Annotated in this window: 21 protein-coding genes; 11 read left to right on the top strand and 10 right to left on the bottom strand. The window is 70.9% G+C overall.

Annotation, left to right across the window (positions count from 1 at the left end; all coding sequences use genetic code 11):
* Window positions 1-385: 385 nt before the first annotated feature.
* The 5 genes from ACI79K_RS12475 to ACI79K_RS12455 form a co-directional block, all read right to left on the bottom strand.
* Entirely contained in the window at window positions 386-1,174 is a 789-nt protein-coding gene (locus tag ACI79K_RS12475; RefSeq protein WP_456599859.1) for a hypothetical protein, read from the bottom strand.
* Window positions 1,171-1,887 carry a hypothetical protein gene (locus tag ACI79K_RS12470; protein ID WP_456599858.1) on the bottom strand — a complete coding sequence of 239 codons (717 nt, stop codon included), beginning with the start codon at window positions 1,885-1,887 and terminating at the stop codon, window positions 1,171-1,173. Before ACI79K_RS12470 ends, ACI79K_RS12475 begins: the two co-directional genes overlap by 4 nt.
* A gap of 290 nt (window positions 1,888-2,177) precedes the next feature.
* A complete protein-coding gene (locus ACI79K_RS12465) occupies window positions 2,178-2,966 on the bottom strand; it encodes a hypothetical protein (protein WP_456599857.1) in 789 nt (262 codons plus the stop codon).
* Window position 2,967: 1 nt separating this feature from the next.
* The gene (locus ACI79K_RS12460; protein ID WP_456599856.1) at window positions 2,968-3,357 is read right to left on the bottom strand and encodes an S-adenosylmethionine decarboxylase; all 390 of its coding nucleotides are present in this window, start codon (window positions 3,355-3,357) and stop codon (window positions 2,968-2,970) included.
* A 98-nt stretch (window positions 3,358-3,455) separates the two neighbouring features.
* Window positions 3,456-5,774 (bottom strand): putative bifunctional diguanylate cyclase/phosphodiesterase, encoded by a 2,319-nt coding sequence (locus ACI79K_RS12455; RefSeq protein WP_456599855.1) that lies wholly within the window; start codon window positions 5,772-5,774, stop codon window positions 3,456-3,458.
* A 199-nt stretch (window positions 5,775-5,973) separates the two neighbouring features.
* Between ACI79K_RS12455 and ACI79K_RS12450 the strand changes: the two genes are divergently transcribed.
* Both ACI79K_RS12450 and ACI79K_RS12445 read left to right on the top strand, forming a co-directional pair.
* Complete coding sequence (locus tag ACI79K_RS12450; RefSeq protein ID WP_456599854.1) at window positions 5,974-6,249, top strand: hypothetical protein; 276 nt, start codon at window positions 5,974-5,976, stop codon at window positions 6,247-6,249.
* 536 nt (window positions 6,250-6,785) lie between these two features.
* The gene (locus ACI79K_RS12445; protein ID WP_456588334.1) at window positions 6,786-8,525 is read left to right on the top strand and encodes a glycosyltransferase family 2 protein; all 1,740 of its coding nucleotides are present in this window, start codon (window positions 6,786-6,788) and stop codon (window positions 8,523-8,525) included.
* Here ACI79K_RS12445 and ACI79K_RS12440 read toward each other — a convergent pair.
* The 4 genes from ACI79K_RS12440 to ACI79K_RS12425 form a co-directional block, all read right to left on the bottom strand.
* Window positions 8,510-9,298, bottom strand: coding sequence for a glycoside hydrolase family 16 protein (locus ACI79K_RS12440; RefSeq protein WP_456588335.1), 789 nt, complete (start codon window positions 9,296-9,298; stop codon window positions 8,510-8,512). The two genes, ACI79K_RS12445 and ACI79K_RS12440, sit on opposite strands and share 16 nt — an antisense overlap.
* Before the next feature lie 207 nt (window positions 9,299-9,505).
* Window positions 9,506-10,330, bottom strand: coding sequence for a hypothetical protein (locus ACI79K_RS12435; protein ID WP_456599853.1), 825 nt, complete (start codon window positions 10,328-10,330; stop codon window positions 9,506-9,508).
* Window positions 10,331-10,682: 352 nt separating this feature from the next.
* Complete coding sequence (locus tag ACI79K_RS12430; protein WP_456599852.1) at window positions 10,683-11,483, bottom strand: hypothetical protein; 801 nt, start codon at window positions 11,481-11,483, stop codon at window positions 10,683-10,685.
* A gap of 155 nt (window positions 11,484-11,638) precedes the next feature.
* Window positions 11,639-11,776, bottom strand: a complete 138-nt coding sequence (locus tag ACI79K_RS12425) for a hypothetical protein (RefSeq protein WP_456588338.1) — start codon at window positions 11,774-11,776, stop codon at window positions 11,639-11,641.
* 309 nt (window positions 11,777-12,085) lie between these two features.
* Here ACI79K_RS12425 and ACI79K_RS12420 point away from each other — a divergent pair, with 309 nt between their 5' ends.
* A complete protein-coding gene (locus ACI79K_RS12420; RefSeq protein WP_456599851.1) occupies window positions 12,086-12,886 on the top strand; it encodes an SGNH/GDSL hydrolase family protein in 801 nt (266 codons plus the stop codon).
* A 30-nt stretch (window positions 12,887-12,916) separates the two neighbouring features.
* Here the strand turns inward: ACI79K_RS12420 and ACI79K_RS12415 are convergent, their stop codons facing one another.
* The gene (locus tag ACI79K_RS12415; RefSeq protein WP_456599850.1) at window positions 12,917-13,663 is read right to left on the bottom strand and encodes an arsenate reductase/protein-tyrosine-phosphatase family protein; all 747 of its coding nucleotides are present in this window, start codon (window positions 13,661-13,663) and stop codon (window positions 12,917-12,919) included.
* Window positions 13,664-13,896: 233 nt separating this feature from the next.
* Between ACI79K_RS12415 and ACI79K_RS12410 the strand changes: the two genes are divergently transcribed.
* The 8 genes from ACI79K_RS12410 (at window position 13,897) to ACI79K_RS12375 (ending at window position 23,114) form a co-directional block, all read left to right on the top strand.
* Entirely contained in the window at window positions 13,897-15,372 is a 1,476-nt protein-coding gene (locus ACI79K_RS12410; RefSeq protein WP_456599849.1) for a polysaccharide biosynthesis tyrosine autokinase, read from the top strand.
* 172 nt (window positions 15,373-15,544) lie between these two features.
* A complete protein-coding gene (locus tag ACI79K_RS12405) occupies window positions 15,545-17,299 on the top strand; it encodes a polysaccharide biosynthesis protein (protein WP_456599848.1) in 1,755 nt (584 codons plus the stop codon).
* Window positions 17,296-18,447 carry an aminotransferase class I/II-fold pyridoxal phosphate-dependent enzyme gene (locus ACI79K_RS12400; protein ID WP_456599847.1) on the top strand — a complete coding sequence of 384 codons (1,152 nt, stop codon included), beginning with the start codon at window positions 17,296-17,298 and terminating at the stop codon, window positions 18,445-18,447. Before ACI79K_RS12405 ends, ACI79K_RS12400 begins: the two co-directional genes overlap by 4 nt.
* Window positions 18,444-19,073, top strand: a complete 630-nt coding sequence (locus ACI79K_RS12395) for a sugar transferase (RefSeq protein WP_456599846.1) — start codon at window positions 18,444-18,446, stop codon at window positions 19,071-19,073. Before ACI79K_RS12400 ends, ACI79K_RS12395 begins: the two co-directional genes overlap by 4 nt.
* Window positions 19,070-19,744, top strand: a complete 675-nt coding sequence (locus tag ACI79K_RS12390) for an acetyltransferase (RefSeq protein WP_456599845.1) — start codon at window positions 19,070-19,072, stop codon at window positions 19,742-19,744. The genes ACI79K_RS12395 and ACI79K_RS12390 overlap by 4 nt, the downstream gene beginning before the upstream one ends.
* A 28-nt stretch (window positions 19,745-19,772) precedes the next feature.
* Window positions 19,773-21,041: a nucleotide sugar dehydrogenase gene (locus ACI79K_RS12385; protein WP_456599844.1), complete on the top strand. Its 1,269-nt coding sequence runs from the start codon at window positions 19,773-19,775 to the stop codon at window positions 21,039-21,041.
* Entirely contained in the window at window positions 21,038-21,973 is a 936-nt protein-coding gene (locus ACI79K_RS12380; protein WP_456599843.1) for an NAD-dependent epimerase/dehydratase family protein, read from the top strand. Before ACI79K_RS12385 ends, ACI79K_RS12380 begins: the two co-directional genes overlap by 4 nt.
* A gap of 61 nt (window positions 21,974-22,034) precedes the next feature.
* Window positions 22,035-23,114, top strand: coding sequence for a glycosyltransferase (locus ACI79K_RS12375; RefSeq protein WP_456599842.1), 1,080 nt, complete (start codon window positions 22,035-22,037; stop codon window positions 23,112-23,114).
* Window positions 23,115-23,173: the final 59 nt, after the last annotated feature.

The raw sequence follows: 23,173 nt of genomic DNA, 5'->3' as shown, positions 1-23,173 counted from the left end.
CGGCGGTTCTCGTCGCCGCCGGGTCAGCTGCCTGGACGCCGCCCGGAGCCGGTACCGCGAGTGGCCGGTGCGCCATCGAGAGCTCACCTGGGGCGGCGCGGGGCCACGCGGTCGGGTGCCCTCGGGAACGCGCCGGGGCCATTACGTTCGTGTCCATCTGGTGGCCCGATCAGGCGGCGAGCCGAACCGCACACCGACCGCCGGGCGGCCGGCCGCGCTTCCGCGGACATCCAGGGAACTGTGCCCTACGAGGTCGTCGTCGCCGCCGATCACCTCCACGGCGGCTTCATCCGCGTGGACGTTAGCCGAGATCGAGCCGTCATGATCGTCCAGGAGCGACGCGCCCCGGCGCTGCCTCCGGAATCAGAGGGATCAGCGGCTGAGGTCAGTTCGGTGCAGCTTGGAGGGGCAGGCTTTGCGAGCCCAGCCGGCGCAGCGAGCCGGTCAGGATGTTGTCGCCGCGAACGGCGAGAAGGCAGCCCTGCCCGTCCTGCAGCACCCGGAGATCGGCAGACACCCTGGCGAAGGGCGTGCCGAGGTAGTCGTTCGCCCGACGCGCGCAGTCGAGGGGGTCGGTGGTGTCCCCGCGATCGAAGATGACTTCGGCGATGTGCGGTTGTGCGCAGCCGACCCCTCGCTGCAACTGGTCGATGCACCGTCGCCACGCGTCCCCCGCGTTGCTGAGCAGGACATCCCGATGACTGCCGCCGACGAGGGCACCTTCGGGCGCGGCCACCGTGCACGCCACCGTGTCGCCGATCGGCGGGCTGGCAGTGGAAAGCTCCCGCAGCACGTCTTGCCCCGGCCGACCACCGAGATAGGCCAGAAGCGCTGCCTCGGAGCAGTCGCCGGTAGCGAAGATCTCGGTGGAATGGGGCCCGTCGCAAGGAGCCGGGGCATCGTCAGAGTCGAGGCAACTGCCCACGGCCGGTGCGGTGTCGTGCACAGGCTCACCTACGGGCGCCGCGGCTGGAGGGATTGAGGGGGTGGACAAGGGTGCGGGCGACCCAGTGCCGCCGCTCACCTCGTCGGAGTTGTCGACGTAGGTCAGAACTGTGGCTGCCGCGGCTGCGAACAGGACCGCGCCCATCACCGCCTTGGCCAGCGGATTGTTCTGCCAGGCATGCAGCCACTTCAACCGACCCTGCTGCTCGGCACGCTCTTCGCCGGTCAACTCAGGACGGGGTCCACGAGAACACCGATCACCGACCCGCCGCAGTCGGCCACCTTGTCGTCCAGGTGGAGGCGGATCTTCAGCGCGTTGACCCCTTCTACCGGGATATCGAACTCGGTGATCTCGTTGAACGGGACGCTTTGGATTTCCCGCTGAGACTCGTTGCCCAGTACTTCGACCGTGATGCTCTGGTCAGAGCTCAACGAGTCGTTGGCCTGGCCCACCGAGAACGTGAGCTGGGAGAAGTTGTTGCCCAGGCGCATCTCGAGTTCGTCAGCTGCTGTCGCGTAGCAGCTGTCGACTTTGGTGGCGATGCCGGGTACGTCCTTGCGGTCGGCGATGTCGTAGCGGTCCTCGTCCCAGTACTGAGCCGGGTTGAAGAAATCGGCGAGCGTGAGCTCGCGGCCCTCATCCCCGGCCGTCAGCACGCCACCGCCTTCTGTGGGTGAGCCGGTGGTGGAGGAGGTGGTCGTAGTGCTGGGCGACGCCGACGCCGACGTCGACGTCGTCGCGTCCACCGGCTCGGTCACGGCCGGCGCGGCGGACGTCGTGGCGGTGGCGGGAGCAGCGGGTGCTTCACCGCCGCAACTGGTGAGCAGCAGTGCGGCGCTCGTTGCCAGTGCCAACCCGACGGTGGTGCGCCTGGGGGGCCGGCCAACGGTCAATGCCGTGCCGGGCCGGCGATGCGCTCGATTGCTGGTCTCAGTTGGCATCGCAGGACCCCCGTTGGCTAACGCTCCGAAGACGTACCGCAAAGCTAAGGGACCGGAAGTTCGGGCGGGAAGACGTCGAGGCTCCGACCGGGGCGCCGACACGGCGTGCCGCGTGCGGCACGCCGTGTCGGCGCCTTCTCGTGCCGGCGGAGCCGCACCGCGCGTCCGCCAGTCAGCTCCGCGAGTAGGCATCACGAGGCCCCGACTCCGCAGGATGATCTCGCCTCGGAGCGTCGGCGCGGATTGGCCTGCGGAGGTGGACTTCGGCGAGCAGGCGGATGGCGAAGAGGTCAGGAGCCTGGGCCCGCGAGCTGCTCCGTGCGGCGGGCCGTCGGCGGCCGCCACCCGGTGGTGTCCCGGCGGAACGGCTCGGCGAGCGCCGGCTCGGCCGGCTCGACGAGGACGCCGCGGGTGGCTGCCAGGTCGGCCGGGTCGACGGTGATCGAGCGGAACACGCCGTGGTCCAGGGCCGGCGCGAGGTCCGGGCGGGCCGCGTACACCTCCGCTTCCGCTGTCCGCACGACGAAGACGCACGGGGTGCTGGCGGGGGAGCCGAGGTAGGGCTGGGAGGTCGCGCCCGCCATCGTGTGCCAGGGCAGGCCCATCGCACGCACCAGCCGGTGCACCCGGTCGTCGAGGATGGTGACCATGCCGGGGATCCCGCAGTTGCGGGCGTACCGCCAGATGCCGTGGCACAGGGCGACGCTGACCTCGGCGCCCGCGGCGCCGGCGCGGTACCGGGGGTCCACGGCGAGGCTCGCCACGTCCCACACGGTGCCGGGCTCGAGGCCGACCGTGCCCAGGCTGTCGGCCACGGGCAGCCGCCAGGGGTCACCCGCCACGTCGACCAGGGTCTTCACCGGGCTGTCGCCGGCGGTGATCAGCCGAGCGGTGCCGAGGGCGGCGCCGCTCTCCTCGTCGATCACCGCGACGAACCGCGACCGCGCCTCGTAGTCGCCGTACTCCTGCTCCAAGAGCTCGGGCGTGTTGCCGAAGGCCTGCAGGAAGACGTCGGCCTCGACCTGGCGTGCGGCGTCCCGTTCGGCGGGGGAGTGCGCCACCAGCAGACGGAGGGCCATGTCAGAAGGACTTCGCGACGACGGTGCGGGCGGCGAAGAAGTCGGCGGTGAACGCCACGGCGACGTCGGGGTCGAACGCCTTGCACGTGTAGATGTCGACGGAGAAGAACAGCCGCGGCTGCTCCCAGGCGTAGAAGTGCGCGCCCGAGGTCTCCCAGTGGATCCAGCCGGCCCAGCCGTAGAGGTCGGAGCGGTGCGTCACCGGCTCGAGGAGCTGGACCATGTCCACCTCGCGGGAAAGGGCCGAGAGGTACGTGCGGATCTGGGCGTCGTCCACGGGCGCGGCCGGGTAGCCCTCGATCACGAGTCGCTGCCGGAGGATCTCCGGAGCGAGGTCGCGCCAGGCGACAGGGGAATCGAGCAGGTCAGGGGCAGGGGAAGGCGGCGTCACCCGCTCATAGTCCACAAACAGCAACGCTGCGTGGTGATCGTGGTCGGCGTGTCGCCCGGTCGCGCGTCACCCCGGAGTGTCCTCCTCACCCGGCGGAGTCAGTCGGGGGTCCACCCCCGGCTGAGCTGCGGGATCAGGGCCGCGTCGACGAGCCCGGAGTCGGAGGCGGCCAGCCAGTCCAGGAAGTCCTCGACCGGCATGGGGCGCGCGAGGGCGTACCCCTGCGCGACGTCGCACCCGAGGCGGGCGAGTGTGGCACTCGTCGCCAGGGTCTCGACCCCCTCGGCCACCAGGCTCAGGCCGAGGGCGTGGGCCAGCGCGACGGTGCTCTGCACGATGGCCGCCGCCCGCGGGTCGCGGTCGACGTCGGCGGTCAGGCTGCGATCGAGCTTGAGCTCGTCGGCCGGGAGGTGCCGCAGGTAGGCCAGCGAGCTGTACCCCGTGCCGTAGTCGTCGATGGAGGTGCGCACGCCCGAGGCGCGCAGGTCGGCGAGCACCGTGCGGCCGCGCTCGGGATCGGCCATGAGGGTGTCCTCGACGAGCTCCAGCGTGAGCGCCCGTGCGGGCAGGCCGTGCCGGTGCAGCGCGGCGGCGACCTTGCCGGCCAGGTCGAGGTCGGTGACGTTCGCCGCCGACAGGTTCACCGACACCGGCACCTCGCGCTCGGGCCACCAGCGGGCGGCCGCGGTGAGCGCCAGTTCGAGCACCCGGTCGGTGAGCGGTCGCAGCAGCCCGGCCTGCTCGGCCGCCGGCAGCAGGTGGGCGGGGGAGAGCAGTCCCCGGGTGGGGTGGTTCCACCGGACCAGCGCCTCGGTGCCCACGATCCGGCCGTCGCGCAGGTCCACCTGCGGCTGCAGGAAGACGCAGATCTCGTCCCCGTCGAGGGCGGTGCGCAGCTCCTCCATGGTGCGCAGGCGGTCGCTGCCGGCGGTGCCGGTGACGGGGTCGGGCACGTAGACGTGCACCCCCTCGCGGGCGCGCTTGGCGCTGTACATGGCGACGTCGGCGCAGTGCAGCAGCTCCTCGACGGTCGCCGCCGGGGCCGGCGTGGTGGCGACGCCGATGCTGACGCCGACGTGCAGCCGGACGTCGGCGACCGTGAACGGTGCTTGCAGCAGCTCGCGCAGCCGTTCGGCGAGCGCCCGCGCCTCGTCGGCCGCCGCGGCCGGCATCAGGACGGCGAACTCGTCGCCCCCGAGCCGGGCCAGGACGTCGCCGGCGCGCAGGGAGCCGAGCAGCCGCGGCCCGATCTGGCGGAGCAGGTCGTCGCCGGCGGAGTGGCCGAGGCTGTCGTTGATCTCCTTGAACCCGTCGAGGTCGAGCAGCAGGAGGGCGGCGGGCTGCTCTGGCGTGGCCGAGGCGACGACCCGCTGGGCCCGTTCGATGAGCGCCCGGCGGTTGGCGAGGGCGGTGAGCTCGTCGGTGCGCGACTCCAGCTTGACCTGGTTGTACCCGCGCACCTCGCGGAAGGTGACGGCGATGCGGACGACGCCGGCCAGCACGCACCCGATGGCCAGCCAGCCGGCGACGTCGGGCACGGGCTGCGACCAGGGGCTGAGCACGACGAGGCTGGCGACCAGGCAGGCGAGCGGCACGGCGAGCAGCCGCCAGCCGGTGCGGGAGCCGCCGCTGCGGAGGAGTCGGGGTGGCTCGACCGCGCCCGCGGCGGCGGCGGCGGCCAGGACGACGGAGGCGAGCCAGCCGAGCTCCAGCGGCCCGCCGTCGACGTAGGTGCCCTGCATCTTGAGGCTGAACAGGATGAGGTCCGACAGGCAGATCAGGCCCAGCGCGGCGCCGAGCAGCACGAAGGTGCGGTCGAGGCGCACGCCGAGGATGCCGCCGACGGCCATGACCATGCCGATGAGCAGGATCGTCGTGATCGGTGCCGCGAGGTCGACGGCCGCCACCGGTCTCTCGCCGGGGTCGGTCAGCAGGTAGGGGCCCAGGAGGAAGGCGACGCCGGCGGCGAGGCTGCCGAGGGCGGCCACCACCCCGTCGAGCCACATGCTCGGGTGGAAGCGCGGCACCCGGGTGCGGATCAGCACGACGACCGGCACGTACATGGCCAGGTAGGCCACCAGCATGACCGCATGCGAGAGGGTGGACGACGGTTCGTTGCCCTCCAACCCGGCGGAGAGCACGCGCAGCACGTTGCCGAGCGCGCCCAGGACCAGGGCGACGGCGAGCGTGCCCCAGGCGATCCGCTCCGACCGCACCCGCCGGGCCGCCATGACGCAGACGGCCGCGGCGGCGAGGTAGGGCAGGTTGTAGAGGACGACGTCGTAGGTCCGGTCCCACGCCGCGCCGGCCGGCCGCGGCCCGATGCCGGTGGCGAAGAGCGCGACCAGCCCGATGGTCAGGAGCAGCGCGCGGCCGGGGCGCCGCCGCAGGGCAGCGTCCTGGTCTGGCTGGTGCATGGCAGGGGCATCGGCCTCGGGACGGCGCGGGTTCACCCGTCCCGAGGCCCGGATCACCCGGAGGGGGGAGCCGCCGCGCTGTCGACCGGGCAGCGTCACGGACGCGACCTCGGCTGCCGATGAGATAGGTGTGGGGCAATCCGATGAGCATGCAGCGGTACTGCCGTGGACGGTGGATCACGATGCCGACCCGGCGACGATGAGCGCCACGGTCGTCCTCCGCAGTTCCGGAGCCGAGAGCTACGGCCGCCACGCCGCGCCGCCGTCCGCGTACGGACCGGCCGACGTCCACCGCTTGGCTCCCGTGCCACCTCCCCGTCTCCGTCCGGCGGTGCAGGCCGGGGCCGAGGATCCGGCGGGGGCGGCTGCCGACGACGCGGCGGAGCCCGAGGCCCGGGACCGGTCCTCCCGTGAGGGGTCGATGACGAGCATCGGATTCTGGGCCCGTCTGCGCCTGCTGCCCAAGGCGGCCTGATGCGCACGCCCTGGTCGCGGGGGACGGGCACGGCGCGCCGACGCACGTAGCCGGCCAGCTGTCACGCATCAGCCGTGCGCCGCAGGTCGACGCTTTCCGAGCCGACGCGCACCGACCATCCGGCTGCACGGGCCGGCCCGGGCATGGTCCGGGGACCGTCCATACCGGCCGTCCGGATCAGACGCCAGATACGTGGCGTGACGGTATGCGGGGGGCTGGTAGTCGCCAGGGTGACGAATTCGATGGAGGCCGCTTCGTCCCCGTGACGGCCCGCCGCAGCCAGTGGGCCGAGCGCAAAAAAATGGCGCAAATCATGGTTTAGGCAGTCGGACTGATGGAGTGTTCACCTACCGAGCCCGACGCTCGGGGGCTCGATGAAGAGCCGGGCAGGCGAAGAACCGTCGGCGATCACGTGGTCGCCTCAGCCGGCGGCGAGTCAGTGGCGAACCCAGGCCCACCGTCCAGCTCTCACGGGGTCCCGCCATGCCTTTGCTCGTCCTGCGCTCCACCATGCCCGAAGCCTGGTCGGTCCTCCGATGAGCCGGCGCGAACGCGGCGTCTGGTGGGCATCGATCGCCATGGGTGTCCTCGGTCTGGCCCTCTTCGCGCAGTTCTGGTTCGATCCCGCCCGGATCGACGACGCCTCCCCGCACGCACCCCGGTGGGCGGTCGTCACCCTCTTCGTCCTGCTCACCTTCGTGGTGTGGCACCGGATCGTCATGGACGCCCTCGGGCACGTGGTCAGCCGCCGACTGCCGCAGTACGCACCCCCGCCGCTCCCCGAGCCCGGCCTGCGCGTCGCATTCATCACCACGTTCGTGCCCGGGAGCGAGCCGCTGGCGATGCTCGCCCGGACGCTCGAGGCGATGCTCGCAGCCGAGTACCCGCACGACACCTGGGTGCTCGACGAGGGCGATGACCCGGACGCCCGCGAGCTGTGCCGGCAACTCGGCGTGCGGCACTTCAGCCGGAAGGGCGTCGACCGCTGGAACCAGCCGGAGGGCCGGTTCGCCGCGCGGACCAAGGGCGGCAACCACAACGCCTGGTACGAGGCGCACGGCAACGGCTACGAGGTCGTGGCGCAGATCGACACCGACTTCGTCGCCCGACCGGACTTCCTGACCGCGACCCTCGGCTACTTCCGGGACCGACGGACCGGCTGGGTGGTCACCCCGCAGGTGTACGGCAACACAGGCACCCTCGTCGCCCGAGGCGCGGCACAGCAGCAGTACACCTTCTACGGCCCCTTCCTGCAGGGCATGAGCGCGCGAGGCATGGCCATGATGCTCGGCGCCAACCACGTCGTCCGGGTGGCGGCGCTGCGGTCGGTCGACTGGTACGAGGGTCACATCACCGAGGACCTCGCCACCGGCATCAAGCTGCACGCCGCCGGGTGGCGTAGCCACTACGTCCCGCGTGCGCTGGCCGTTGGAGAGGGGCCGTCCACCTGGCTGTCGTACTTCAACCAGCAGGCGCGTTGGGCCTACGGGTGCTTCGCGCTGCTGTTCCAGGTCACCCCGCGACAGCTCCGGAAGCTGGGGCCGGGCCGGGGGTCGCTCTACCTGTGGCTGCAGCAGAACTACTTCAGCGGGCTGGCGTTCGTCCTCGGTGCGTCGTTGATCGCCTTCTACTTCGCTACGGGGATCGCCCCGGCCTCGATCCCGCTCGTCCCGCTGCTGGCCTGCTATGCGCCCTATCTGGTCTGGCGGCAGGCGCACACGTTCTGGATGCAGCGGTTCAACGTGACGCCGGAGCAGGAAGGCGGCTGGCACTGGCCCGGTCGGCTGGTCGGCACGGTGGTCCAGCCGGTCTACGCCCTCGCCCTGGCCTATGTCCTCGTGGGGCGGCGGCTCGTGTTCAAGGTGACTCCCAAGGGGGCTGGTGCAGAGCGCCTCACCCCCTTGGCGGTGTTCCGGCAGCACCTGGTGCTCGCGGTCCTCATGGCGACCGCCACGGTGTGCGGGGGCATCCTGGGCCACACGGGCTGGCCGATGGTGGCGTGGGCCGTGGTCATCGTGGTCGCGATGGTCGCCGTGCCCGTCGCGGAGCTGCCCCGCCGGGTCGCCGTGGCGATGGCCGGACGTCGACCGGTCCTCCGAACGGCTGGACGCCACCGAGTGCGCTTCGAGGGCAACCGGGCCGCGGTGGCCGGCGGGCCGGTCACCGCTGCCGGGCAGGTGCCCCTGAACCACGTGGCCGTGCCGGTGCAGCGGGCGGCAGAGGGCGGCGTGGCGGTCCCGTCGACGCTGGGTCAGCAGGTTCAGTCCGGCTCGTAGACCCGCACCCAATCCACCAGCATGGTGGCCTTCTGTGGCGTGGAGGCGTCCGGCGGCCCCGGCAACCGTCCTCCCACGGCGACGTTGAGCAGCACGTAGTGCGGGCTGTCGAAGGGCCATGCCGCGCCTTCGGGGACGTCGTCCCGCGTCACCGTGCCGGTGACCTGGTCGTCGATGAAGAAGGTGATCCGGTCGGACGACCAGTCGGCGCCGTAGACGTGGAAGTCCTCGGAGAGTGGGTCGTCGACGGGGGTGGCGATCGTCTTCAGCCAGTTGGTGCCGTCCGGGCGCGGGCCGTGCACGGTCTGCAAGGCTTCACGGGCGTCACCGATCGACTCGATGAGGTCGATCTCCCCGCAGGCCGGCCAGCCGACCTGCTGGATGTCCTGACCGAGGGTCCAGGCCGCTGGCCAGATCCCGGCTCCGGAGGGCACCTGGGCGCGGACCTCGATCCGGCCCTCGAAGAAGGTCTGCGCGCCGAAGGTGGTGATGCGCGCCGACGTCCACCGGCGGTCGTCGTCGGGGCCGGTGGCGCGGGCGGTCAGCTGCAAATGACCGTCCCCGTCGAGCGCCACGTTCAGCGGGTCGCCGGTGTAGGTCTGCAGCTCGTCGTTGCCCCAGCCGCCGCCGCCGAGTTCCGGAGTCCAGACCTCCGGGTCGGGGAGGGCACCCGCGGGCCCGTCGAACTCGTCAGCCCAGAGAAGCCGCTTCCCGTCGGGACGGTCCTCGCCACAGCCTCCGACGCCGCCTACGAGGAGCAGCGTGCTGGCCACCGCCGCGAGCCGCCTTCCCCCAAGCACAGGGAACATGCTCCCATCGGCCTGCCGGCACGGTGGCGCCCTCGTCCCGGGTCTGGATGCGGACGATGCCGCAGCACCGGGTTTCGCCGGTGGCCCGTCCTCTGCTGTCAGGTCTGTTCCGGCCGTCCGCCGGATCGGGCCGGTCCACACGTCGGCTCGTGCATCAGCAGGACTGCGGCCTCACTGGCAGACGGGCACGGCGAAGTCGGTGTTGTGCAGGTACGGGCCGCCCGGCGGATCGCCGTTCATGTAGGAATTCGCCGGCGTCCAGAGGCCGTTCCACGGCTCGGTCTCGACCAGGTACCAGAAGCCGTCGGGGCTGACGCTGGGCACGCTCGGTGCGTAGTAGCGGCAGCGCACCAGGATCCGGGTGTGCGGCGGGATGGCCGGGCCGCGTCCCGAGAGCGTGCGCGGGTCGGCGAAGGTGTTGGCGCCGATGCTGCCGGCCTCCTCCTCGATGAGCGTGCCGTCGCCGGTGCTGGGCAGCGGCACGTCGACCAGGTCGGTGGTGGTGGCGGAGTCCGCCGCGGTGCCGCGCTCGCCGATCACGAAGGCGGTGAGGGCGGAGGAGAGGACCGCGACGAGGACCAGGGAGGCAGCCATCAGCGCCCAGGTGGGCAGCCGGCGCCGGGGCGGTGCCGGGTCGGCGCCCTCGGCGGCGGGCTCGGGAGTCGGATCGGCCGGGGCCACCGGAGCGGCGGGGGCACCGCGGTAGGGCCCGCAGGACTCGACGAGAGCGGGCACCCCGGCCGCCTCCGGGTAGCCGGGCATCTCGGCCCGCGCCCACGTGTCGAGCTCGCGGACGGCGCCGGTCACCTTGGTGCGTGGGTAGCTGCCAGCCATCCAGTTGTCGAGCGTGCGCGCGCTGACCAGCCCGCCGGAGCGCTGGACGAGCTGGTCCTTCCCGCCCGCCGCCGCGATCAGCCAGCCCACCTGCGCCACGAAGGGATCGAAGGCCGGGGTGGTGGCCGCAGGCTCTCGCGCCTCGTCCGTCGACCCGCTCATCGGCACCCCCGTGCTCCGCAACTGGTTGCCGGGCAACCTAGCGCAGCAGGGCGGCGCTCCCGTGCAGCCATGCGCAAGTAGTGCTGCGCTCAATCTGCGGGCGGCTTGCACCGCGCCTCCGTTGCCGCGGTGGCGCGGCGCGGGTTCAGTACGAATTGGTACCGCATGGCGGGGTCCGGAGTGCGCACGCCGTCCTCGCCCCTCGGCCCGGCTGACCAGCACGGGGGTGGTCAGCCCGGCCCAGGAGGTCGGTGGAACGGCGCAGCGGCCCTGACCCCGCCGCTGCGCCCACTCGACGGGGGACGGACGGGTTCGTGCAGCTGCCGAGCGTGCGGCGGCCGACCAGGACCGGTCAGCGGAGCCGGCTGTCGATCGACTGCTGCCAGGCCATCTCGTCGATGACGGCGCGCTTCTCGACGTCGTCGAAGCGCACGTCCTTCCACCGGCGGCGCTGCTCGTCGCCGAAGGCGCCGCCGCGGTACCACTCGCCCTTGCGGGTCAGGAACCAGGAGCGGCCGTGGTAGTCCGGCCCCTCGAAGGCCCAGCCGGTCAGCCGGGTGAGCCCGGTGCGCCGGGTCTCGGGCTCACGCGCGTAGGGGAGCAGGTAGAGGCAGACGTCGGTGAACTGGGCGGCGGTGAGCCGGCGGAGCACGTGGACGGCGGAGCGGACCTGCTGCTCGGTGCGTGCCTCGTCGCGGGCGTAGAGCAGCCAGACGGCGTCCTCGTCGGCGAGCTCGAGCAACGTGGTGCGCTGCCGCAGGCGCTCGGCCTCCGCGGCGGCGGCCTCCTCCTCGCGGCGCTTCTCCTCGGCGACGGCGGCCGCGCGGGCGCGCAGGCGGGCGTTGGCGAGGTCGCGGTCGCACACCCGCCAGCCCTGCCACAGGTCGGAGTGGTCGGCGCAGACGGCGCGGGTGCACTCGGTGCACTCACCGATGGCGGGCTCACCGCAACGGCAGGTGGCGGCGTCGTCGTCGCGGGTCTGGATGTAGACGGTGCCGCAGCGGCGGGATTCGGCCGGCGACGGAACTGTCGTGGACTCCGTGCCGGTAGGGGCACCGACGAGCTGGTCGACGCGGACGTCGGCGTCGCAACGCCAGTAGCCGGGGAGGATCTGCGCGCGCGTGGCCGTCGCCCCGCAGGAGGGACAGGGCATGCCGCGAAGGGTAGGAGCGGGCGCCGTTGCCGGCCGGTGGATTCTCGCTGTGTCGGGCGCGCCCGTCCTCCGCTGTCACAGCTGTCCCGGCCGTTCGCGGTCCGCCTCGTCCGCACGACGGCCCACGCGGCCGCCGGGGCAACGAGGGAAAGGCCTCAGCTGGCCGTGGCGACGTCCTGGTGCTGCACCTCGGAGCGGGCCCCGCAGTAGCTGCACGACTCGAAGAGGCGGGCGTGCGGATCCCACGCAGGGTTGAGCCGGTTCCGGAGGCGTCGGACGTTGCGTGACTCCACGAGGACGACCTCGGTGTTCCCGCACAGCGTGCACGGACGGCCCGCAGGACCCAGAACGTGGCGTGTACGCGGCGTCATGCTCAGAAGGATCACCCTGCGTACGCGTCGCTGCAACGGACGAGGTGACCGTTACCCCGGTTGAGCGCGGGTTCGGACACCTTCCCGCTCGTGTCGTGACGCAGCGTATCGATAACAGTGCGTTGGAGAGTTCGTTCGGGGCTCACTCCGATCCGGTTTCACGCATCACGGATGGGGCTCGATCGACGCGTATGCCGTCGTCTTGGTCCGTCCCGCGGATACTCTCCTGCGGTGCGGGGATGGAAGCTGGACCGGCCGCCCGGGTGGGGCATCGTCACGCTCGTCGCGCTGGTGGTGGTGAACGTTGCCCTGTTCACGCTCATGGCGCTGAACCCGGAGTCCGCTGACTCCTATGGCGAGTCCCGCCTTGCCGGCGCTGCGGACTCGGCGCCCACTCCCCGGGCCGCTCCCGGTGACGGAGATGGCGTGCCCTCCACCGAGTCGGTGGCATCACCGGTGCTCGCCGTCTACGGCGACGGTTATGCGGCGGGCAACGAGTCGGGCGGGCTCGGGGTAGCCGGCTGGCCGGCCATCGTCGCGGAGCGCACGAACGCCGACCTACGGCTGCATGCCGTGTCGCAGGCCGGCTACGCCGCGGTTGGCTCCACCGGCCAGGACTTCGTCGCACTCGTCGAGGCGTTCCCGGTGCCGGACGCGGACGTCACGGTCATCTTCGGCAGCCGGAACGACCTCGGCGAGTCGGTCGCCGCCGTCCAGCAGAACGCGGCGGAGGTGATCGCGACCGTGCAGGCCAGGTCGCCGGAGACGTCCATCGTGGTGATCGGGCCGGTCTGGGATGACGGTGACGTGCCCCAGGGACTGCTGGCCGTGCGGGACGCGGTGCAGGCCGCCGCGCTGGCCGCAGGGGTGACCTTCGTGGATGCGCTCGAGGCCGGCTGGTTCGCGCAGGGAAACGCGCTGATCGCTCCTGACGGGGTGTCGCCCAACGATCAGGGGCACGTGTACCTGGCCGACCGGGTCGCCCCCGTGGTGGAGTCGGCCCTGGCCGACTCGGCCGACCCCACCGCGTAGCTCAGGGCTACGGCGTCGGCGCCCAGCCGGTCAACGGCGACGCGTCGACGCGCTGTTCGCCCGGCTCCGCGGTGGAACGGGCGGCAAGGAGCGTCGCGCCGACGGGGGCAGCATCGTCGCATCCAGCGGTGCCGCGATGGCCGGGATGAGCGACGTGGCCGGGAAGTCGGGGACCGCGGCCCGGGGAGCAGGTACGCCGTGACCGGTCCCGCAGATGGCGTGCAGCAGCGGCATGAGGGAGTCGAAGATCAGCTCACCCACCCGCTCGTGCACGTCGGCCTTGCGACCGATGGGGTCGAAGACGTCGTCGGATTCGCGCTCGGTGTGCCGGCGCCGCGCACGCTGGGCGCCCAACGCGGCCACGAGTGCGTGAGCACGCTCGTCGAGCGAGGAGGCGGAGGGCAACCGGCGGAGGTCGACCTGTTCGAGGAGGCCGGCGGCTTCACGCAGCGTGTACGTGCGGAACATGGCCCGGGGAGCGAGCTTCAGGGCGTCGCGGCGGTGCCGACGGGTCATGGTCAGCGTCAGATCGGCCGCGTCCACCATGTCCGCCGTGAGCTGGCGGGCGACGAATCCAGCAGGATCCCCGCCGAGCCCGGACAGCACGAGGGCTGACTTCGGCTCCATCCCCTTCCCGACCACTGCATTCGTCCCCGCGCTCGCGGTGCCTACCGCGGCAGCCGATGCCCCGAGGGCGTCATCGAGGAAGGCGCGGGTCAGCCGCTCCCCCATGGGAGAGCGGCAGATGTTCCCGGTGCACACGAAGAGGATCCGCACGCCACGGAGTCAACACGTGACAGAGGGTCGCTTCCGGAAGGCTGGCCGCTCGGCGGGGTGTCGTCTGCCGGGGGGACACCTCCGCCACACGAGTCACACTGCGTCAACTTTCCCTGCCTGAAGGCTCAACAAATACGGATCAGCGCTGTACCGTCCTACGAGGTTTCCCCCGGCAACGACCGGGGCAAGAGGTAGGGCTTCGCGGCGGGCCCACCTGGTGAGCGGGGGCTTGTGTGGAACTGAAGGACGTGCTCCAGGCGATCCGTTCGGGCTGGTGGATCCTGGTCTGCACGGTGCTGCTGACCGTCGGCATCGCCGGCTTCCTGACCTGGCAGGCGACCCCGCTCTACTCGTCCTCGACGCAGCTGTTCGTCTCGACGTCGGCGACGACGGATACCTCGACCGCATACCAGGGCAACCTGTTCTCCCAGCAGCGGGTGACGTCCTACGCGCAGCTGCTCACCGGCGAGGAGCTCGCGGCCCGGGTGGTCGACGACCTCGGCCTGGAGCTGACCGCGGCAGAGGTTGCCGAGAGAGTCACCGCCACCGCCCTGCCGGAGACGGTCATCCTCGAGGTGACGGTGACCGACTCGTCGGCGCAGCGGGCGCAGGACGTCGCCGCGTCCCTGGCGCAGCAGTTCGCCCAGCAGGTCACCGAGTTGGAGACGCCCGAAGGCGCAGCGGCCTCGACGGTGAAGGTCACCACGGTGGAGGGTGCCGACCTGAACGAGACGCCGGTCAGTCCGGATGCCATGCGCAACGTGGCACTCGGTGCGGTCCTCGGCCTGCTGGTCGGGATCGGTCTGGCGCTGCTGCGCAGCCGGCTGGACAACACGGTCAAGACTGCCGACGAGATCCGGACCGTCACAGGAGCGGGCGTCATCGGCACCGTGCTCGAGGACCCACGCCTGGCCGAGGAGCACCTCGTCGCCGACCTGGACGACCACTCGATCAGCGCCGAGGCCTACCGGGCGATCCGCACGAACCTGCAGTTCCTCGACGTCGACCACCCGCCGCGGGCAATCATCATCTCCAGCGCTATCCCCGGTGAGGGCAAGTCGACGCTCGCCGTCAATCTGGCGACGGCGCTGGCGCAACAGGGCAGCCGCGTCATGCTCGTCGAGGCCGACCTGCGCCGTCCGCGGATCACCCGCTACATGGGTCTGATCAGCGGCGCCGGGCTGACCAACGTGCTGGCTGGCACGGCAGCGCTGCACGAGGTGGCGCAGCCATGGGGTGACGGGAAGCTCACCGTCCTCGGGGCCGGCCCCATGCCGCCGAACCCCAGCGAGATGCTCGGTTCCGCGCAGATGCGTGCGCTGCTCGATCAGCTCAAGTCGACGAACGACTACGTCATCGTCGATGCACCTCCGCTGCTGCCGGTCACCGACGCGGCGGTGCTCTCGGTGCTGTCGGACGGCTGCGTCATCACCGCTCGCTACGGCAAGACCCGGCGGGAGGAGCTGGCCGAGGCCGCAGGTGCTCTTCAGCGGATCGACGCAAAACTGCTCGGCGTGGTGCTCAACCGGGTGCCGCAGGCCGCGGGCGCCGCACGTGGCTACGGCTACGGCTACACCTACGAGGCGGATCCCGGCCGGGAGACGACGGCCGACACCGGCAACGTGGTCAGCCCCGGCTCGGCGCGGCGGCGTAGTCGGCCGCGGTACGACGTGACCGGCCCGCTGCCCGCCGTTCCGCCGAGGCGGTAGCGGCTGCAGGTCAATACGCGGCCGGTGAATCTGCGTCAGCCGCCTACGAAGTGAATTCCTTATCGGTGCGCGCCCGAACGGCGTGTGGTGCTGGACGGGGGTCGGCATGACGGAGCGACGGAGAGCCTGGCGGTGGAGATTGCGCCGCTGGGGCCTGCTGGCCACTGATGCGGTGTTCCTGGTGATCGGCCTGTGGCTGGCCACCGCGGCTCGGTACGAGGGGGCGCTTGCCCGCATCGACGGGCAGGGTGTCCTGGTCATCGGCCTGGTGGGCGTCCTGACGTACGTGGCGCTGTCCCCGCTATTGCGGCTGCACCACGCGCGGTACCCCGTCGGCAGCGTCGACGAGCTGCTGGTGCTTGGTGTAGGCGTCGCCTGCGCGGCGGGAGTGCAGACCTTCGTCGACGCCGTGGCCGGCGTCCCGCGACTGGTCCCCATCTCCGCGCCCGCGGTCGGTGCCGTCCTGTCCGTCGCGCTCATGGCGGCACTGCGGCTGGCCATCCGGCGGCAGCGGGAAGGTGCCTCCCGGCCACGCCGAGCCGAACTCACGCTCGTCTTCGGCGCCGGCGACGCGGGACACCAGCTGGTGACGTCCATGCTCACCAATCCGGAGAGCCCCTATCTGCCGGTCGGGCTGCTGGACGACGACCCGCGCTGGCGGCACGCCCGCATCCGCGGCGTCCGAATGCTCGGTCGTCGCGGCGACATCGGGAAGGCCGCAGCGGAATCCGGCGCGTCCACGCTGATCATCGCGCTGCCTTCGGCGGACTCCGCCCTGATCCGAGACCTCTCCGCACGGGCGATGAAGGCCGGCCTCACCGTCAAGGTGTTGCCGCCGCTGTCCGGCCTCCTGGACCACCGCGTTGGTATTCGCGACGTCCGGGACATCGACATCGCCGATCTGCTCGGGCGCCACCAGATCGACACCAACGTCGGCGAGATCGCCGGCTACCTCAGGGGCAAGCGGGTGCTGGTTACCGGGGCCGGCGGCTCTATCGGCTCCGAGCTGTGCCGGCAAATCCATGGATTCGGTCCGGCCGAGCTCATGATGCTCGACCGTGACGAGTCGGCCCTGCACGCCGTGAGCCTGAGCATCCACGGTGAGGCGCAACTGCACTTGCCCGAAGTAATCCTGGCGGACATCCGGGACGGCGAAGCGCTGCGGGAGCTGTTCCTGAGCCGGATGCCGGATGTGGTGTTCCACGCTGCCGCGCTGAAGCACGTCAACATGCTCGAGCAGTACCCGAGCGAGGGTTGGAAGACCAACGTTCTCGGCACGCGAAACGTGCTCGAGGCGGCTGTCTCAGTCGGGGTGAGCCACTTCATCAACGTCTCGACTGACAAGGCGGCGGACCCGGTGAACGTGCTGGGTCGCACGAAACGAATGGCCGAGCGGCTCACCGCCACCTACGCGCGGCGGAGCGAAGGCCGGTTCCTGTCCGTACGCTTCGGCAACGTGCTCGGCAGTCGTGGCTCGGTGCTGGAGACCTTCGCCGCCCAGATCGCCTGCGGGGGCCCGGTCACGGTCACCGACCCCGACGTCACTCGCTTCTTCATGACCATCCCTGAGGCGGTCGAACTGGTCATCCAGGCCGGCGCAATCGGTACCGGCGGGGAAGCTCTTGTGCTCGACATGGGACAGCCGGTCCGGATCGCGGACGTCGCTGCACAGCTCATCGCGATGGACGGCCGACCGATCGAGATCCGGTACACCGGCCTGCGTCCTGGAGAGAAGCTGCACGAGGAGCTGTTCGGCCGGGAGGAAGTGGACAGCCGGCCGGTGCACCCGCTGATCAGCCACGTGGCGGTGCCTGCGGTCGAGGGGGACCTGGAGGCCTGGCTGCAGCGACCGTTCCCGCCGCTGGAGGACATCTTGTACGTGGATGCCATCGAGACGCGCCTCGTCCAGACGGCGGCGCGATCATGACCGCCGAGGTCGAACAGCCTGCGCGCATCCTGTTGTCGTCTCCGGATGTTGGCCAGCGGGAAGAAGAACTCGTCGTGGAGGCTGTGCGCTCGGGGTGGATCGCGCCCTTGGGCCCAATGGTCGATGCATTCGAGGCGGCGATCGCCCAGCGATGCGGCCGGCAGCACGCGGTTGCCCTCTCGTCGGGAACGGCTGCGCTTCACCTGGCGCTGCTGCAGGCCGGCGCGGCGCCGGGAACCCTCGTGATCGTGCCGACGCTCACCTTCGCGGCCACCGCCAACGCCGTGGCATACACGGGCGCCGAACCGGTGTTCGTCGACTGCGAGCCTGGTACCGGCAACCTGGATGCCGAGCTGCTGGATACGGCCCTGGAGCGGCTGGCCGGCGAAGGTGCCAAGGTGGCCGCGGTGGTGCCCGTGGACCTGCTGGGTCGCTGCGCCGATTACACGCGGATCCTGCCCATCTGCGAGCGCTTCGGGGTACCGGTCGTCTCCGACGCCGCCGAATCGCTGGGCTCTACCCACGCCGGTCGTCCCGCCGGGGCCTTCGGTGCCGCGGCGGCGCTGTCGTTCAACGGCAACAAAATCATGACCACCAGCGGTGGCGGCATGCTGCTCACCGACGACCAGCAGGTGGCCCAGCGCGCGCGCTACCTGAGCACCCAGGCCCGCCAGCCGGCCGTGCACTACGAGCACACCGAGGTCGGCTACAACTACCGGCTCAGCAACGTGCTCGCCGCGCTTGGGCTCGCCCAGCTGGAACGGCTGGACGAGATGATCGGGCGTCGCCGGACGCTCCGCCGGCAGTACGTCGACCTCTTTGACAGCGTCCCCGGCGTCACTGTCTTCCAGCACCCCGGGGATGAGGACGACAACTGTTGGCTGACGGCCGTCGTGGTCGACCCGGTTGACGCCGGATGGTCGACCGACGACCTTCGCAAGGCTCTCGATGCGACCGACGTCGAGTCGCGCCCGCTGTGGAAGCCGATGCACCGCCAGCCGGTGTTCGCGCAGGCTCGGTCGCTGGTCACCGGGGCTGCCGACCAGTTGTTCAAGCGTGGGCTCACCCTGCCCAGCGGCTCGGCGCTCGGCCCCGAGCAGGTGGATCGGGTTCTGGCGGCCGTCACGGAGTTCCTGGAGCGCGCGTGAGCCCTTGTCCCTCGGCCTACCTCCCCGTCAAACGAGCCATCGACCTAGTCGTGGCGGGCGTGGGGTTGCTGATTGGCGCTCCAGTCATGGCAGCCATCGCAGTCGCGGTGCGTCGTGACGTTGGTTCACCAGTGCTGTTCCGGCAGGAGCGGCCCGGGCGCAACGGCGAGCCGTTCGAGCTCATCAAGTTCCGCACCATGCGCAGCCTCGGTGATGCGGGTGGGGTGGCGAACGACGCCGAGCGGTTGACGTCGCTGGGGCGGTGGTTGCGCAGCACGAGTCTTGACGAATTGCCCACCCTGTGGAACGTGTTCCGGGGTGGCATGAGCCTGGTCGGCCCTCGACCGCTGCTCATGGAATATCTCGAGCGCTACACCCCGGAGCAGAGCCGACGCCACGAGGTGCGGCCGGGCGTCACGGGCCTCGCCCAGGTGCGCGGACGCAATGCGCTCTCCTGGGACGAGAAGTTCGCGGCCGACATCGAGTACGTCGACAACCTGAGCCCTCGCATGGACGCGCGGATCCTCGCCGCGACCGTGGCCGCGGTGCTACGCCGGAAGGGCATCTCGGCCGAAGGCGTGGCCACGATGCCGCTCTTCCAGGGAAGCCAGCGGAGCAACGGATGAGCCGCGGCCGGCCTCTGGTGGTGATTGGCGCGGGCGGCTTCGGGCGGGAGGCGCTGGACGTCGTCGAGGCAATCAATCGGGCCGTCGCCACCCCGCTGTTCGACGTGTTGGGCGTTCTCGACGACCAACCGAGCGAGGCGAACCTAGCCCGCCTCTCCCGCCGTGGTGTGACGTACCTCGGAACCGTCGACGAGTGGCTGGAGAGCGACGCCGAGGCCGGGTACGTGCTCGGCGTCGGCGCACCGTCGGCACGCGAACGGTTGGACCATAAACTCTCCAGCGCGGGCCTGGAGCCCGTGACGGTTCTCCACCCTTCCGCCGGTACTGGCACGGAACTGCGCCTCGCCGCCGGGACGGTCGTCTGTGCCGGCGTACAGGTGTCGACCAACGTCGAAATCGGTCGCCAGGTGCATCTGAACCCGAATGCGACCATCGGCCACGACGCCGTCCTCGAGGGTTACGTGTCCGTAAACCCGGGCGCGATCATTTCGGGGGAATGCCGAATCGGGCGTGGAACGCTCGTCGGTGCCGGGGCCGTCGTGCTCCAGGGCCTAAAGGTCGGCTCAGGCGGCCTGGTCGGCGCAGGCGCGGTCGTGACGCGAGATTTGCCGTCCGATGTTACGGCTGTTGGCATTCCTGCAAAACCACTAAACGGGTCTGGCGCGGCGTGACTCCGCGACCATTTGAGAGGATCGTCAGGTGAAGAACAAGAAGCTCGTCGTCATCGGACAGGGGTACGTGGGCTTGCCGCTCGCCATGCGGGCGGTGGAGGTCGGCTACGACGTCATCGGGCTGGAAGTCGACGTCAGCCGCATGGATCGGCTGGCGGCCGGCGACTCCTACGTCGAGGACATCCCGTCGCAGCAGCTCCAGTCGGCCCTGGCGACAGGTCGCTACCGGCCCAGCCAGGACTACGCGGCAGCGAAGGACTTCGACATTGCGGTCATCACGGTCCCGACGCCGCTGCGTGAGGGCAACCCCGACCTGTCCTACATCGAGCAGTCCGGTCAAACGCTCGCCCCGATGCTGAAGGCGGGTGCGACGGTCGTCCTCGAGTCGACGACGTACCCCGGGACCACCGAGGAGCTGCTGGCCCCTATCCTTGAAGCGGGGTCCGGCCTGGTGGCTGGACGTGATTTCAGCCTCGGTTACAGCCCCGAGCGCATCGACCCCGGCAACCCCGTGTTCGGGCTGGTCAACACCCCCAAGGTGGTCTCCGGGATCGACGGCCCGTCGTCGGCGGCAGTGAAGGCCTTTTACGACGACATCGTGGAGCAGACGGTTCCCGTCCTGTCCCCGAAGGAGGCAGAGCTCACTAAGCTGCTCGAGAACACCTTCCGCCACGTCAACATCGCGCTGGTGAACGAGCTGGCGGTTTTCGCCCACAGCCTCGGCATCGATGTGTGGGAGGCCATCGACGCCGCGTCCACCAAGCCGTTCGGGTACATGAGGTTCACCCCGGGCCCCGGGGTCGGCGGCCACTGCCTGCCAATCGATCCCTCGTACCTGTCCTGGCAGGTGAAGCGCACGCTAGGCCAGCCGTTCCGCTTCGTGGAGCTCGCCAACGACGTCAACGACCACATGCCCGACTACGTGGTCCAGCGCGTGACCGAGCTGCTCAACCGGGAGCGCAAGTCCGTGAATGGATCGACCGTGCTCCTGGTCGGTCTGGCCTACAAGAAGAACACCAGCGACGCCCGCGAGTCACCTTCGGTCCGGGTGGCTCAGCTGCTCGCCGCTCTCGGGGCCGAAGTCCGCTTCGCTGATCCGCTCGTCGATCTGGAGGTGGTGCAGCTGCACGAGCCCCTTCCGGCGCAACAGGTGGACCTGGACGCGGCTCAGGTGGGCGCCGCCGACGTCGTCGTCCTGTTGGTCGACCACGATGTGCTGAAGCTCGACCTGCTGAGCGAGGCCCTCGTCCTCGACACGCGGCGGACGCAGCGTGACCCGCGCTGGAGCGTGCTGTGAGCGGCGAGTCTGTCCTGGTCACGGGCGGGGCCGGCTTCATTGGAGCGAACCTCTGCCGCCGGCTCTGCGAGGACCCCGACATCGCAGAGGTCCGCGTGCTGGACGACCTCTCCTCAGGTTCCCTGAGCAACCTGGACGGATTGCCGGTCCGAGTGCACCAGGGGTCCATCCTGGACACCGAGGCGCTAGACGCCGCGACGGCCGGCTGCAGCCACATAGTCCACCTGGCAGCCGTCCCCTCCGTGCCCAGGAGCATCGTTGACCCGGTGCGCAGCCACGAGGCGAACGCCACCGGCACCCTCCGAGTCCTGGAGGCTGCCCGCAGGCACGGCGGGCTCCACGTGTCCCTCGCGAGCTCCTCGAGCGTGTACGGATCGAATCCGGCCATCCCGAAGTCGGAGGACCTCCAGGCACGTCCCATGAGTCCGTACGCCGTCTCCAAGCTCGCCGCAGAGCAGTACGCGGTGGCGTACGCCCAGTGCTACCAGCTGCCAGTGCTGCCGTTCCGCTTCTTCAACGTCTTCGGCCCGCTCCAGGCGGCTGGGCACGCATACGCGGCTGTGGTGCCCGCCTTCGTCAGCGCGGGGCTGGCAGGGAAACCACTCCAGGTGTTCGGAGACGGCCACCAGACGCGTGACTTTACCTTCGTGGGCACCGTCGTGGAAGTTCTCCGCGCAGCCGTCGTCGGTTCCGTCACCGCAGAGCCCACCAACTTGGCGTTCGGCACGCGGACGTCCCTGCTGACCGTGATCGAGCTGCTCGAGGCGGAGCTGGGTCGGAAGCTCACCGTGGACCACCTCGAGCCGCGTGTCGGCGACGTCCGGGACAGTCAGGCGAGCAGCAGCCAGGTGCGGTCGCTGTTCCCGGGCGTCGACGCCGTCCCGCTGACGGATGGCCTGCACCAGACGGTGGAGTGGTTCCGGACGCTGTGAGCGCCCAGGCGTTCGAGCACCGGAGGCTCGCGCTTCCGAAAGGACATCGATGAGGATTGCCGTGCTGGTGCCCACGATGGGCGGGGGCGGCGCGGAGCGCCAGATCCAGCTGCTCACCGAGCACCTGCCCGCCTTCGGCCATGACGTCTGCGTCATCACGATGCGCTCGCTGGGGCAGGGGAGCGTCGAGCACCCCTTGCCGACCGGGACCCAGCGGGTCCGGCTCGACTTCACGGGCCGCCGACTGCTGACCAGCCCCGCGAAGCTGCGCCGCTCCCTGCGCACCTGGCGGGCTGACGCGCTTCTCGCCTTCAACGAACCAGCGGTGCTCGCTGCTCGCGTCACGACCGTCGGCAGTCGCCTCCCGCTGATCTCCTCCGTCCGGACCTCCGCCCTGCCCAGTGGGCCGCGTCGTCTCCTGATGCGGATCAGCCGGCGGGCGGACGTCACGACGGTGTTCAACTCCTCCCAGTCGCTGGAGAAGTACGCCGCGGCGGGCCTCAGCGATCCGCAGCGGTCACAAGTGATCCACAACGCCCTCGCAGACACCCTCCCGGCGACGGTCAGGCCGAGGCAGGCTGCCAGCCCCTTCCGATGGATCGCGGTGGGCCGGCTGACGGACGCCAAGGGCTACGACCTGCTGGTCGAGTCGATGTCCCAGCTGATCCAGGCCGGTCATCTCGCCACCCTGGACATCTTCGGCGAGGGCCCGGGCGCCCAGGCACTGGAGCGCCTGATCGAAGACCGGCAAATGGGCCACGCAATCCACTTGCGCGGTTTCACCTTCGACTGGCACAGCTCCCTCGACGACTACGACGGCTTCGTCCTCAGCTCGCGGTGGGAGGGCTCCCCCAACGCTGCTCTGGAAGCCCTGGCGTGCGGCATGCCCATGGTCGCCAGCGACGTCGGGAACCTGGCCGAGCTCCTGCCCGAGGGCCGGTTGGCGCCACCGGGAGACAGCGCCGCGTTGGCTGAGCGCATGCGCGCCCTTATGGGCACCGACGCGGCGCTGCGCACCGAGGAGGCACTCGCGGCGCAGCAGGCGACATGCGCGCGCCACGGCCTCACTCCGGTGATGCAGCGATGGCACGAGGCGCTGCAGCGCCTCGTCGAGGAGAAGTCGCGCGGGACGCTCCGCTGATGGAGCGGAACCGGCGAGGACCAGTTACCGGACGGCCCGCCGCCTCGAAGCTGCTCCAA

The sequence above is a fragment of the Blastococcus sp. SYSU DS0616 genome (genome assembly GCF_054051015.1).
The sequence above is the reverse complement of the archived record's forward strand: the minus strand, read 5'-3'. Positions and strand labels throughout refer to the sequence as shown.